Raw genomic sequence first — 12,993 nt, forward strand, 5'->3', positions numbered from 1 at the left:
GCAGGCCCCATCCATGGGGCCTCAGCGCTTGACGGGCATCCATGCCCGTCACCTCCCTCCGCAATCCCTCCGCTCGGCCTCCTGAAGTCGCAATCTGCGGCGCCTGGACTATCGCGCGCTTAGAAGCAAAAGCAAAAGCAGAAGCAAGAGCAAGAGCAAGCAAGGGGAATCTGGCGGAGCCCCCCTACTGACAACCCCGTTTTCATGCCGGGAAAAAACGCTGCACCAGCGACGGTGTACGGAACCGCGCCCGGTACGCGACCTCATCGAAAGGCAGCCCCGTGCGCATGTCATACACCGGACCAGAGACAGGCTTGCCAGTTTGCCCCAGCATCACCTTGATAAATCGGTAATGCTCGCCATACACCTGCTCCAGGCCTTCGATGCGAAAATAGTTGCCAGGCAGCATCAGTGTTTCTCCTTCTTTCCAGTAAATGGAAAACGCACTGATCGGCGTTGCCCCCCAGTAGCCCCCGGCAGTCAGCTCGAAAATCACCGAACTGTCATCGAACAGCCCAGGCAAACCGCCCGGTGCCCCGGCGAATGGCAGGCTGGCGAACTCGGCAACTTTGTACGGGTTTTCAGTAAATGAAGTCAGGTCGGTATTGACCAGCACGTCGCCAACCTTCAAGTGCCCGTTTCTGTAAAGCTCGCCACTGGTGCCACGTGAGCGGTGGCCGCCACGGTACAGGGTGACCTCGTTACTTTTCGGTAACAGCCCCAGGCTATTGGCCAGGTCGCCGACGTAACTGTCCTCGTCCCCATACTCGTAACGGCCGGCGCGAAACACATCATTCACAGTCGACTGGTTACCGGTGTACCACTCGATCAACGCATTGAAATACTCATTGCCATAGCGGTAGGAATAATAAGGACGGCCTCGAACCCTGACGCATTCCAGTCCACGCTCGTCCACCTCTGGCGCCTCCCCCTGGGCCAACTCAGCCACCGGCCAGTTCTCCAGCAGGGCCTTCTGGCGCCGCAGGGCACGTTCGGCCAGCCCTGTACTGAGCACCTCATCTTTGGAGGTGTACGTGTCCCAGAACGGTGACGTAGTGCTGGGCATACCCTCCACAACCGGGGGGCTGCCACCCAGCAGCCGCGGCGGCATCAACAGCTCCCACTCGCCATCAGCATTCAAGCGCACAGGCTTGAGCGGGACAAATGCATAGGGGTTGTCGGTAGGTACCACCAGCCAGGCACTCAGCTCATGGCTGTAACGCACGCGGCAGGAAAAACCATTCGAGCTTATCCAGCACTTGCCATCATTGGTCATGCGTATGCCGCGCAAGCGCCCGCTCGAACCCAGTTCGCCGCTCAACAGCAAGTTGCTCTCTTGCCCTTCAGCCGAGAGCGTGGCACTGGTACTCACTTGCCAATGCTCCAGCGCAACGCCTGTTTCATGGGGCGGCGCCTGGCTTGCCACCCACGTCAGGCTTGACTGGAAAGCCACATCCACAAGGCTCAGGCTTGCAAAAAGGCTCTCGAGTACAGCCTCGCGCAGGGCGCTCTTGCGGGTTTGCTCATCGGCTGCGTGCAGGGCTGCGTCAACATCCAGGGCAACCTTGCCAACACTTGCCCCCAGCACCATCAGCGACATTGGCCAACCCAGCGGCACGAAACCACCAAAAACGCCCAGAAATGCAGACAGGTAACCGCTGAGCATTGCCTTGCGCAGGCTGTGGTTATCCCGCATCAGCTGCGCAGTGAGGCGCATTTCGGCACTGGCCTGCGCTTGCAGGTAGGTAAAAAGGTCGCCTTTGAGCCGGCGCTCGAACAGCTTCAGCGCCCTGAGCGCAGCATCGTCAGAGCGGCTGTCGGCTATGCCTGCCAGATGTACCCTGATCAGTTGCTGCGCGGCTGGCTCGTGCCGGCTATCGTTTGCCCCTGCCACAAAACTGTCCAACGCCTGAGGCGTTTGCAATTGCGCAGCGAGCCAACGGGCCATCGCCAACTCGCTGTCGAATGCCCAGAGCGCTTCAGCATGCCAAGGCCTGTATGCCACCACCCGGCCGTCGGAGGCCTGCAAGGTAAACAGCGCCCCCCTGTCCCCAGCGCCGAACACGAACCGGTTGACCGTGAATGGCGCGCTGGCACTGTCCCGGCTCAGTGACTCGAGGGTAGGCAAACACCCGTCCGTCAGCCTTTCGTCCACAAAAGCACGCAAACGCTGCCAATCGAGCTGCGAAATCCTTGCGCCCAACAACGCGCGCGCACCCTCCCCGAGCAGGTTGATCTTCGTGAGTATCCTGAAGTTTTTCCCTTGGGCTGCCCAGAACTGTTCGACTTCGCTGCGGTATAGGGTGGCAAAGTCCAGCGCCCACAAATCCTGCTGCACGGCGCTGCCCAGCATGGGGACTTCATTTCGCTCGTCATAGACAGCAGCGTGGGGCCCCTGCCTGTAAAAGCCGCCACGCATGTCCAGCTCATCGACTGCCTCCTGGAAGTAGGCATCGAAGCGTTCGACTATCAGCTCGGGAAGAATCAGCGAAAGTTGTGGTGGCCCGCGGTGCTGCCAGCCAGTGAAGCTGCGGCTGCTGGAGCTTTCCGAGTTGAACTGGTGCCACCAGACAAATCGCGGATCAATCAGCCGGCCCGTATGCTTGTGCATGATCTGCTCTGCGTGCCGGCTCGCAAGCAGGTAAGGGTCGGGATAAGCCTGCAGCACCTCGTCAACCAGCCGTATCAGGGGGATCGCCGCATCCGATGCTTCCAGGTGGCGAAGGGTTTGCTCTTCAATTGCGTTCATGCGCACTCCGGTGGGCCGAAATGCATAGCCTGGCCTCCCCCGGCCCAGGGCAGCGGTACATGTGTATTACCGCAACGTCGGCAACACCGCGTGGCGGGTAGGCACAGTTGCAGCCGCAAAGGTGACAAGCATGTACCGATCAGCTCGCGCCACTCAGACAACAATGTCCGTTCATTACTTTTCGCGAGAAGCTGATGAACGAACTCGAGCAACACCTGCGGCAGAACTTACAGGCACTTGGGGCTGGCAGAACGCTGGCCAAGGTGATGGATGACTTCCTGTGTGCTTACCCTGACCTCGACGAGTCCTTGCAACGGCAAGCCAGAATGATCTTGCGCAAGCATTGCGCTCGGCCGATCGAACCCCGCTACGTGTGGTGGCACCAGTTCCACAGCGCCAGTTCGAGCCCGCGCAGCTTCACCGGGTGGCAGCACAATGGGCCGCCCTTGAAATCCATACGGCTCACCGAACTTGTCGCTACACGGTTCGACCTGCATTTTCAGGAAGCCGGTGATGAGCTTGATGTCTATGGTGGTTTCTACCGGCAAGGGCGCAATGCGCGGTACTACGACGAACACAACGAGCTACCGTTGCTCGGCCGCCAAGTGCAGCAGGATTTGTGGACGCTGGACTTTGCCACGCTATATCGCAGCGAAGTCGAACAGTTCTGGCGTGAGCACGGGGAGCGCTTTCAGCTGCTGGCCAAGGTCAACCTGCTTGGTCAGGGCACCAAGGCCGCAGCAGCCGGGCATATAAGCGCAGATGATCTTGACTGGCTGAAGGCTTCACTGCTTGGCGCGTCTTCGGCGCCATTGACACTTGAACGCTTGTCGCAGGGCAGCCCCGCTTGCATGCGCGGCGCCAGCGCATACCGCTTTGCCTCGAGCAGAAAGCCGTGCTTCTACAACCTGCGTGAACAGGGCGGGCGGGTACTGTTATACCTACCCTGGGCAGCGCAGCCGCTGCATGGTTTTGCATCGCCCAACGCGATGGCTCAATGGCTGCAGGGGCAGCTACAAAGTGCTGGGTCGCGCTCGCTATACACGGCTGGGGCGTTATCTGGCCAGCAGGAGCAAAGCCGGACCGATGCCGTTGAACAGTTGCTGCTGGCCATCGCGCACAGCGCATCCAGCCACGCGGCACTTCAACACCTGGAAGCCTCGCGCAGCTCGGTGGGCCAGGATCTGTTCCTGCACATGGCTGAACTGGCACAGCATGAGATGCGCGAAAATGCCGCGCTGCTGCTCGACAACAGTACCTTGCGCAAAGCCATGTGGGGCGGGTACCTGTCTGCCTTCGTCAAGGTTTTTGCAGGTTTCACCCCGCTGGGCTGGCCGGTGTCGCTGGCATTGCTGGGCGCATCGGTGGCCATGGTCGGGCTCGATGTCGACACTGCGGTGCATGCCCGCTCCGGTCAGGCCCGCAAAGCCGCCTTGCGCGCAGCCATGCTGGATACTTTGTTTGCTGCCTTGAACATGGCCGACGTCGCAGCCGGCTCCAGCTTCGCCTCGCTGGCCTATCGTGCACCGCCGCATGAGCTGGATGCCGCTGTGGGGCAATGGCAGCCCGCAGAGCGCACATTGGAGCCGCTGAACGGCCTTGAAGGTAACCGGTTACTGGTGAATGAGCCCGAAGGCAGCGGCGCGCTTCAAGGTATCCGCATCAGCGAGGATGGCAGCTGCTGGATCGAGATCGATGACATGCCCTACCGGGTGCGCTACAGCCACGAACTCGAACACTGGCTGATTGTTCCACCCGACAACCCATTTGCTTTTGGCGAGCCAAGGCCGGTTCGCCAGAACGAACAAGGTGAATGGGCGCTGTTGCAACGCCCCCGGCTGGCTGGAGGAAGCCCACCCGGCCCCGCCGCTGCCATTCCCGAAGAGCAATCGCAGTTTTGGGATGAGTACATGCGTACAAACGAGACGCGCAGCGAGGCTATGTCCGACCAGGCAGAAGAGCGCAACAAGAAACTGCTCGACGACGCGTTCGTGCCCTCTCTTGATCCAGACGCCATCGCAGATTCAGACGGCGAAGAATACGACTGTGTGAGAATCGACGGGACAACCCATTACACTTATGAGCAGGGTGGCGAGTATTACAACCACCTGATCCGCACCTACAGCGAGGAAGACACCCAGATCAATCGACCACTGCGAGAAGGGAAGCCATCCAGCGGGTACAGCGATGACACCGACTTCATCAGCAAACTGGCCGACGACCTGGAGTCCTTGCCGCGAGATAACGCAGTTCCAATCTATCGCGGTGGTCACGGCACACGAGGTACAAGCGGCGCGCATTTTCGCAGCGGTCGCCTGAAAGTCGGGGACACATTGGTAAACACCGACTTTACCTCATTCACCGAAAACCCCTATATCGTTCGCCGATTCGCCGCCGACAATGACCAGGTTTCCCCCCAGGGGCACAATGGGGTATTCGATGACAGCTCCGTGGTATTTGAACTACCCGCCAAGCAGTATTACAGCGGTACGCCCATCAGCACGCTGTCAGGCGCTGTCGAAGAAGCGGAAACCCTGTTTACCCCGGGCCATTACTTTCGCATCGAGCAACTGACCCAGGTCCGCGGTGTAGATTTTCACTTCGTGAAAGTGCGAATGAGCCAGGTCGACCAACCCGCAGGGCCGGTGTACGACCTGCGTACCGGCGAGCCATTCGACCGTGCAACCTACCTGGCCCTGGTAAAAAACCCGATCCTGGTTGACCGGTTCTTCCCGATCACTTGATGCCAACAACCGCTTGGCTCAAGGGTTCTGCGCCAGATGCCCTTGCGGTATTACTCGCTTGGCCTGCAGGTACGCCTTGGCCCAGTAACTGTTGGACAGGTAATCCAGGCGCACGGTGCCGCCTGTGGAAGGGGCATGTACGAAGCGGCCCTCCCCCACATAGATACCCGCATGGCTAACCTGTGAGCCGCCACTGGTGGCGAAGAACACAAGGTCACCCGACTGCAGCGACTTGGCATCCACTGTCGGCGCACGCATGACAATCATCTCCCGCGTGGAGCGCGGCAGGCTGATGCCCGCCGCATCACGGTAGACGTACTTGATCAGGCCGCTGCAGTCGAAACCGGAGTCCGGGGTATTGCCGCCCCAACGATAAGGCGTACCGACCAGGCCAATGGCGCGGATCAACACGTCATCGGCAATCGGTGACGGGCTGGCCTGGCTATAAGTGATCTGCGGCTGCACCACAGGGGCCGGCGCAGGGGCATGGCTGGAGCAGGCAGCCAGCAAGGCCGCCAGGGAGAGAAATGCAAAGCGCGCCATCTTTACCATGGCCAGAACATCCTGTCTGAGACCGAACGGCCGCAGCCGAAAAGAGTTGAGAATTTAGATTAGACGCTTTCTGTAAATGCGCACGGCGGCGAGCTTTTTTCAAAGCATCGCCGCCGCGAGAGGTTACATCATTTTGCCATCAGTTGCGCGCGATGTTGGTTGGCGCCATGGCCAAGGCACGCTTGGCTTCGATGAAGGTCTTGCTCCAGTAGCGGTCACCGAGGCTGTCGATGCGCACGCCACCGCTGCGGCGGCTGCTGGAGTGGATGAACTGGTTGTCACCCAGGTAAATGCCGGCGTGGCTGACACGGCCGCGGCCATTGGTGCTGAAGAACAGCAGGTCGCCAGGCTTGAGCTTGTTGCGCGCCACTTTCGGGGCGTCAACGTTGATCATTTCACGCGTCGAGCGTGGCAGGGTCATGCCCGCCTCTTCGCGGAACAGATAGCCGATGAAACCACTGCAGTCGAAGCCGGACTTTTCCGATGTACCACCGAAGCGGTAGCGGGTGCCGATCAGCGACATGCCGCGCTCAAGAATGCTGTCCGCCAGTACTGGCAACTGGTAAGGCTTGCTGTTGCTGGAGAAAGCCTCAAGGTCATCTTCAGTGGCCAGCTCTTCCGGTTCGCCGAATACCGACGAGGACGAGGCCTTGGCCTTGATTGCCGATTGAGCGGCGATCGGGGTGTGATCCTGAGGCTGGGATTGGGAAGCCGGGCCTTGGGCTGCGCAGCCAAAAAGCAGGGTCACGAGTGCGAGTGGCACGAGGGGTGCGAAGCGCTTTAGCATGGGCACGACCGTGTCTGTAATCCTTTAGAGGGGGAAACTATGCCCTCTATCATGGCCATTTGCAAATTTTATCGAAAAAGATGTGACTTTTTTGTTTTGCCGCTCTGGCCCAGCGTTTTCAGGGGGTTACCAGCCCAGGGTTTCCTTCAGGAACGGGATGGTGAGCTTGCGTTGTGCCTGCAACGAGGCCTGGTCGAGACGCTCCAGCAGATCGAACAGTGCACTCATGCTGCGCGCACCGCGGGTGAGGATGAAGTGGCCAACTTCGTCGGTAAGGTGCAGCCCGCGGCGTGACGCGCGCAGTTGCAGGGCCCGCAGCTTGTCTTCGTCAGACAGGCCACGCATCTGGAACACCAGGGCCAGGGTCAGCCGCGACTTCAGGTCCGGCAGCTTGATCGGCAGCTCGCGGGGCGACGCCGAGGCTGCCAGCAGCAGGCGCCGGCCGCTGTCGCGCAGGCGATTGAACAAGTGGAACATGGCCTCTTCCCAATCGGCCTTGCCGGCAATCACGTGCAGGTCGTCGATGCACACCAGCTCGTACTGGGCGAGGTAGTCAAGCAGCTCCACTCCGCGATCGAGCAGTTGCGCCAAGGGCAGGTACACGGCGGCTTCGCCGCGTTGCTGGAAGCGGTGGGTGGCGGCCTGTAGCAGGTGGCTCCGGCCAACACCCTGCTTGCCCCACAGGTAGATAAGGCTCTCGGTCCAGCCGGCGTCGGCTTCGCATAACCGCTCGACATAGCCCAATGCCGCAGCATTGGCGCCCGGATAGTAGTTGATGAAGGTGGCGTCGTCGCGCAGGCGCACACCCAGGGGCAACTGGATCGGTGGTTTCATGCTCGCGGGCGGTCAGCAGGACCGCAGGGGGCCTTTGGTGAACAATGTGCAAAGTCTATACCCGCAACGCGGGGCGCACAATCACGGCAACAGATAGCACAAGCAAAATCAACAAGTTGCGCTGTTCTTGGGCGATTTGCGAATGGTGTGGGAGCGGGCATGCCCGCGAACACCGGCAAAGCCGGTGCCATGCACCGTGTCAAATTCTTCGCGGGCATGCCCGCTCCCACAGGGTTAGCGTAAGCCTTAGCTTTACAATTCCGGGTCGATACCCCCGTCATACATGTCCGACTCCTTGTAGACATCATGCACATGCCGCAGCAGCACCATGATCACCGCCGCAACCGGCAGGGCCAGCAATACCCCGGTAAAACCGAACAGCTCACCACCGGCCAGGATGGCAAAGATCACCGCCACCGGGTGCAGGCCAATCCGGTCCCCTACCAGCAGCGGCGTCAGCACCATGCCTTCAAGAGCCTGCCCGACCATGAACACTGCGACGATTCCCAGCATCGGGTACAGGTCACCGCCAAACTGGAACAGGCCAGCCACCAGCGCCGCACCGATGCCGATGATGAAACCCATGTAGGGCACGATGGCGGCCAGCCCCGCGAGCATGCCGATCAGCAGCCCCAACTCAAGCCCCACCAGCATCAGCCCGGCCGAATAGATGACGCCAAGGGCCAACATCACCATCAACTGCCCACGCACGAATGCCCCCAGTACTTCGTGGCACTCGCCCGCCAGGCCCACGACCTGCGATTCACGCTGGCGTGGCAGCAGGCTGCGCAGCTTGGCCATCATCAGGTCCCAATCGCGCAGCAGGTAGAAACCCACCACCGGGATCAGCACCATGTTGGCCAGCCAGCCTATCAGCGCCAGGCTCGACGCCGTGGCATGGGACAGCAACATGCCGACGATGTCGGTGGTCTGCCCCATGTGGCCGGCAATGGCAGCCTTGATCTTGTCGAACTTCCAGAAGCCATCAGCCAGGCCCAGCCGGCTCTGCACCCAAGGCAACGCAACATGCTCGAGCCAGTCGAGCATCTGTGGCGCCAGCTCGTACAGGCGCACCAGCTGCTTGGCAAGCATCGGCACCAGCACCAGCAGCAGGGCCAGCAGCAACAGGGTGAACAGGCCGAACACCACCACAACGCCCCAGGTGCGCGACAGCCCCAGGCGCTCCAGGCGGTCAACCAGCGGGTCGGCCAGGTAGGCCAGAAGGATGCCGACCAGGAACGGGGTTAGAATGTTGTGCAAGCTATAAAGCAGCACAGCGACCAGCAGGGCAGCGCCCAGCCAGATCCAGCGACGAACGTCGATCACGCTATGCACCCCTTACCAGCGAAAACGCAGGCCGTCGAACGGCTTGGGCGCAGGTTGGGCCGGCGCAGGCTGCTCGCCCGCCGCCGGTGCTGCCGGTGCTGGCGTGGCGGGCACTGCTGGCGCCTGCTCTGCGGGCACTTCCTGCAACTTGGCCAGGCCGAGCTGGGCACGCAACTGTTCGCGGTTGCCGGTCACACCGTATGTCAGGGTGGTGCCTTCGGCCGTCTGCAGGCGCGGGCCGTAAGGCTCAAGCACGCGGGCAAGCTCGGCATAACGTTGCAGGTTCATCCCCTGCACTTGCACCTGCATCTGGCTGCTGGCGCCTGGGCGGGTGACATAACGCGGCGCCAGGCGGCTGCTCACTGCCAGCATCACCGCGTCGGCCAAGGCTGCCGGGTCGGCCCCTTCGGCCGTACCTTGCTCACGCTGGTCACCCAGCCACAGCTGCCACTTGCCCTGCCACTTGCCGTCGGCTTCCTGGGCATGCACCGCCAGCAAGGCGTCGGCGCCATAGCGCGCGGAGGCCTCACGCAACGGTGCAGGGTCGCTGTCTTCGATCTGCTTGCCATTGGCCACCAGTTGCTCCTGCAAGTCGGCGAGCGGCAAGCGCAGTGGCAGGCCACGGTGCTGGGCGGCCCGGCGCAGGGGCACAGCGCTGGCCTGGCCGTCGCCGACCAGGCTGCTGCCTTCGGCACTGTCATTCAGCCACCAGCCAAGAATCGAAGGGCGATTGCTGCCCCACAGGGCCAAGCCGGCCTTGCGCAATGCGCGCTCGGTACTGCCCGGGTCGAACTCGACCACCACAGACTCGGGCGGGCCGGCCTCGCTGCCAACCTGGTTGATGATTTGCTGCGGATCCTTGCGCAACTCGGCAAGTGCCGGGTTTTGCACTGCCTTGGGGTCGCCGGTCAGGCGCAGCACCAAGGTATCGAGGGCCTTGGCCGTTGCTGCGGTACGCGCTTCGGCGCCCTGCCCCGTGACTGGCTCGCGCACCTGGTAAAGGCCGGAGACATTTTCAGCCTGGGCGGTGGCTGCCACCAGGGCCAGGCAACCAAATGCCAGAATAGTGAACAAACGCATGGAGGATTCCTGTCCAGTCGAGCTCTACACTCGCTGCTTGCAGCTTATACACAAGCAACCGCATCAACCACCCTCAGGCCTTTTTCAACAATTTACCGCCCTGCCCGTCGGCCTGAGGATGGCCGCTGCCCGGCAACCCTGATAAAATCGCGCGCCTTCACAGACCACTGACGTTTCAGGCAGCCGCCGCTTACCCGCCGGCCTTGGCCGCCATGGTCGTTTTTAAGAATCCCTCCCTCCTAAAGGCCTGGATCAATGAGCAAGCAACCCTCCCTGAGCTACAAGGACGCCGGTGTAGACATCGACGCCGGCGAAGCACTGGTCGAACGCATCAAGGGCGTGGCAAAACGCACCGCACGCCCTGAAGTCATGGGTGGCCTGGGCGGCTTCGGCGCCCTCTGCGAGATCCCGGCCGGCTACAAGCAGCCGGTGCTGGTCTCCGGCACCGACGGCGTCGGTACCAAGCTGCGCCTGGCGCTGAACCTGAACAAGCACGACAGCATCGGCCAGGACCTGGTCGCCATGTGCGTCAACGACCTGGTCGTCTGCGGCGCCGAGCCGTTGTTCTTCCTCGACTACTACGCCACTGGCAAGCTGAACGTTGACGTGGCCGCTACCGTGGTTACCGGCATCGGCGCCGGTTGCGAACTGGCCGGCTGCTCGCTGGTCGGTGGTGAAACCGCCGAAATGCCTGGCATGTACGAAGGCGAAGACTACGACCTGGCCGGCTTCTGCGTGGGCGTGGTGGAAAAGGCCGAAATCATCGACGGCTCCAAGGTTGCCACCGGCGACGCGCTGATCGCCCTGCCATCCTCGGGCCCGCACTCCAACGGCTACTCGCTGATCCGCAAGATCCTCGAAGTGTCCGCCACCGACATCGAGAACACCCAGCTGGACGGCAAGCCATTGACCGACCTGCTGATGGCGCCAACCCGCATCTACGTGAAGCCGCTGCTGCAGCTGATCAAGAACACCGGTGCCGTCAAGGCCATGGCCCACATCACTGGTGGCGGCCTGCTGGACAACATCCCGCGCGTACTGCCGAAAAACGCCCAGGCCGTGGTTGACGTGGCCAGCTGGCAGCGCCCGGCAGTGTTCGACTTCCTGCAGGAAAAAGGCAACGTCGACGAGCACGAAATGCACCGCGTACTGAACTGCGGCGTGGGCATGGTCATCTGCGTAGCCCAGGACCAGGTCGAAGCCGCCCTGAACGAACTGCGCGCCGCTGGCGAACAGCCTTGGGTCATCGGCCACATTGCCGAAGCCGCCGAAGGTGCTGCCCAGGTCGAGCTGCAGAACCTCAAGGCACACTGATGCCAAGCAAGACCTGCAATGTAGTAGTACTGCTGTCGGGTTCCGGCAGCAACCTGCAAGCCCTGATCGACAGCTGCCAAGGGGCAGACAGCCCGGTACGCATCCGTGCGGTGGTTTCCAACCGCGCCGATGCCTACGGCCTGCAACGCGCAGCGGCGGCCGGCATCGACAGCGTGGTGCTCGACCACACCCAGTTCGACGGCCGCGAAGCCTTCGATGCCGCGCTGGTTGCGCGCATCGACGGTTTTGCGCCGGACCTGGTGGTGCTGGCCGGCTTCATGCGCATCCTCAGTGGCGACTTCGTGCGCCACTATCAGGGCCGCCTGCTCAACATCCACCCGTCGTTGCTGCCCAGGTACAAGGGCCTGCATACCCACCGTCGGGCACTGGAGGCAGGCGACGCCGAACACGGCTGCAGCGTACACTTCGTGACTGAGGAACTCGATGGCGGCCCACTGGTCGTACAGGCTGTGGTACCGGTAGCGTCTGACGACACCGTTGAAAGCCTGGCCCAGCGGGTACACCGTCAGGAACACCTGATCTACCCGCTGGCAGTGCGCTGGTTTGCCGAGGGGCGCTTGTGCCTTGGCGAGCAAGGTGCATTACTGGATGGCCAGCCCCTGGCGGCCAGCGGTCACTTGATTCGATCCTAGGAGAATTTATGCGTCGCGCCCTGCTCTTGGCTCTCGCCGTGCTCGCCCTGCCCCTCCAGGCAGCTGATCTGAAGCCTTTTTCGGCCAGCTACACCGCCGACTGGAAGCAGCTGCCCATGAGCGGCACCGCCGAGCGTAGCCTGGTCAAGAATGCCAACGGTACCTGGGACCTTAATTTCAAGGCTTCCATGATGATCGCCAGCCTGACCGAGCAAAGCACCCTTCGCATGGAAAACGACACCCTGCTGCCACAGAAGTACCACTTCGAGCGCGGCGGCCTGGGCAAAGCCAAGAAGGTCGACCTGACCTTCGACTGGACCGGCAAGAAGGTCACCGGCAGCGACCGTGGCGATGCCGTAAGCCTGCCGCTGAACCGTGGCGTACTGGACAAGTCGTCCTACCAGCTGGCCCTGCAGCATGACGTGGCCGCCGGCAAGAAGAGCATGACCTACCAGGTGGTTGACGGTGACGAGATCGACACCTACGACTTCCGCGTGCTCGGCACCGAAAAAGTCACCACCAAGACCGGCCAGGTCGATGCGGTGAAGGTCGAGCGCGTACGCGATCCAAGCCAGAGCAAGCGCATCACCGAACTGTGGTTCGCCAAGAACTGGGACTACCTGCTGGTGCAACTGCGCCAGGTAGAGACCGACGGCAAGGAGTACGTGATCGTGCTGCAAGATGGCACGGTCGATGGCAAGCCGGTGAAGGGTAACTGAGCCAGCACTGCCAGCAGCAACGGAAAGCCCCGCCTTATGCGGGGCTTTTTTCTGCCTGGAATTTCTGATTTGTCTGTACCGGCCCTATCGCCGGCAAGCCAGCTCCCACAGGTACTGCACAAGACTCGGGCTCTGCGAGATCCCTGTGGGAGATTCTATGGTTTTAGGGAAGTTTTTTAAGCGGCTTTTGATCGATACTCGTCTCCGCTTTTCAGTAGGGCAAATACTACTCGCG

At 61.6% G+C, this 12,993-nt stretch carries 10 protein-coding genes; 4 read left to right on the forward strand and 6 right to left on the reverse strand.

What is annotated here, in order from left to right; translation table 11 throughout:
- Positions 1-202 precede the first annotated feature (202 nt).
- A complete protein-coding gene (locus ACFY9W_RS28705) occupies positions 203-2,749 on the reverse strand; it encodes a dermonecrotic toxin domain-containing protein (protein ID WP_391138120.1) in 2,547 nt (848 codons plus the stop codon).
- Between the two features lie 194 nt (positions 2,750-2,943).
- On the opposite strand from ACFY9W_RS28705, the gene ACFY9W_RS28710 reads away from it, so the two are divergent.
- Positions 2,944-5,493, forward strand: coding sequence for a dermonecrotic toxin domain-containing protein (locus ACFY9W_RS28710; RefSeq protein ID WP_391138123.1), 2,550 nt, complete (start codon positions 2,944-2,946; stop codon positions 5,491-5,493).
- Positions 5,494-5,511: 18 nt separating this feature from the next.
- Here ACFY9W_RS28710 and ACFY9W_RS28715 read toward each other — a convergent pair whose 3' ends face one another.
- The 5 genes from ACFY9W_RS28715 to ACFY9W_RS28735 all read right to left on the reverse strand — a co-directional run bounded on the left by ACFY9W_RS28715 (position 5,512) and on the right by ACFY9W_RS28735 (position 10,072).
- The gene (locus ACFY9W_RS28715; RefSeq protein ID WP_391138126.1) at positions 5,512-6,045 is read right to left on the reverse strand and encodes an NlpC/P60 family protein; all 534 of its coding nucleotides are present in this window, start codon (positions 6,043-6,045) and stop codon (positions 5,512-5,514) included.
- Positions 6,046-6,184: 139 nt separating this feature from the next.
- On the reverse strand, positions 6,185-6,832 hold the full coding sequence (locus ACFY9W_RS28720; RefSeq protein WP_391138129.1) for an NlpC/P60 family protein: 648 nt from the start codon (positions 6,830-6,832) through the stop codon (positions 6,185-6,187).
- A 126-nt stretch (positions 6,833-6,958) separates the two neighbouring features.
- Entirely contained in the window at positions 6,959-7,666 is a 708-nt protein-coding gene (gene hda, locus ACFY9W_RS28725; protein WP_391138132.1) for a DnaA regulatory inactivator Hda, read from the reverse strand.
- A 252-nt stretch (positions 7,667-7,918) separates the two neighbouring features.
- Positions 7,919-8,992: an AI-2E family transporter gene (locus ACFY9W_RS28730; protein WP_391138134.1), complete on the reverse strand. Its 1,074-nt coding sequence runs from the start codon at positions 8,990-8,992 to the stop codon at positions 7,919-7,921.
- 12 nt (positions 8,993-9,004) lie between these two features.
- On the reverse strand, positions 9,005-10,072 hold the full coding sequence (locus ACFY9W_RS28735) for a DUF2066 domain-containing protein (RefSeq protein ID WP_391138137.1): 1,068 nt from the start codon (positions 10,070-10,072) through the stop codon (positions 9,005-9,007).
- A 255-nt stretch (positions 10,073-10,327) separates the two neighbouring features.
- On the opposite strand from ACFY9W_RS28735, the gene purM reads away from it, so the two are divergent.
- From purM to ACFY9W_RS28750, 3 genes are read left to right on the forward strand one after another with little or no spacing between them, the layout of a single operon-like run.
- The gene (gene purM, locus ACFY9W_RS28740; protein WP_003252437.1) at positions 10,328-11,386 is read left to right on the forward strand and encodes a phosphoribosylformylglycinamidine cyclo-ligase; all 1,059 of its coding nucleotides are present in this window, start codon (positions 10,328-10,330) and stop codon (positions 11,384-11,386) included.
- The gene (gene purN / locus ACFY9W_RS28745) at positions 11,386-12,039 is read left to right on the forward strand and encodes a phosphoribosylglycinamide formyltransferase (RefSeq protein ID WP_391138140.1); all 654 of its coding nucleotides are present in this window, start codon (positions 11,386-11,388) and stop codon (positions 12,037-12,039) included. The genes purM and purN overlap by 1 nt, the downstream gene beginning before the upstream one ends.
- Before the next feature lie 8 nt (positions 12,040-12,047).
- Entirely contained in the window at positions 12,048-12,758 is a 711-nt protein-coding gene (locus tag ACFY9W_RS28750) for a DUF3108 domain-containing protein (protein ID WP_391138143.1), read from the forward strand.
- The last annotated feature ends 235 nt before the right edge of the window (positions 12,759-12,993 follow it).

The organism is Pseudomonas sp. NPDC008258, assembly GCF_042956345.1.
Classification (GTDB): Bacteria; Pseudomonadota; Gammaproteobacteria; order Pseudomonadales; family Pseudomonadaceae; genus Aquipseudomonas.

Excerpts from the sequence above, each read along its gene's own strand:
- ACFY9W_RS28705 (WP_391138120.1), bottom strand. The coding sequence starts at position 2,749 with ATGAACGCAATTGAAGAGCAAACCCTTCGCCACCTGGAAGCATCGGAT.
- ACFY9W_RS28710 (WP_391138123.1), top strand. The coding sequence starts at position 2,944 with ATGAACGAACTCGAGCAACACCTGCGGCAGAACTTACAGGCACTTGGG.
- ACFY9W_RS28715 (WP_391138126.1), bottom strand. The coding sequence starts at position 6,045 with ATGGTAAAGATGGCGCGCTTTGCATTTCTCTCCCTGGCGGCCTTGCTG.
- ACFY9W_RS28720 (WP_391138129.1), bottom strand. The coding sequence starts at position 6,832 with ATGCTAAAGCGCTTCGCACCCCTCGTGCCACTCGCACTCGTGACCCTG.
- hda (WP_391138132.1), bottom strand. The coding sequence starts at position 7,666 with ATGAAACCACCGATCCAGTTGCCCCTGGGTGTGCGCCTGCGCGACGAC.
- ACFY9W_RS28735 (WP_391138137.1), bottom strand. The coding sequence starts at position 10,072 with ATGCGTTTGTTCACTATTCTGGCATTTGGTTGCCTGGCCCTGGTGGCA.
- purM (WP_003252437.1), top strand. The coding sequence starts at position 10,328 with ATGAGCAAGCAACCCTCCCTGAGCTACAAGGACGCCGGTGTAGACATC.
- purN (WP_391138140.1), top strand. The coding sequence starts at position 11,386 with ATGCCAAGCAAGACCTGCAATGTAGTAGTACTGCTGTCGGGTTCCGGC.
- ACFY9W_RS28750 (WP_391138143.1), top strand. The coding sequence starts at position 12,048 with ATGCGTCGCGCCCTGCTCTTGGCTCTCGCCGTGCTCGCCCTGCCCCTC.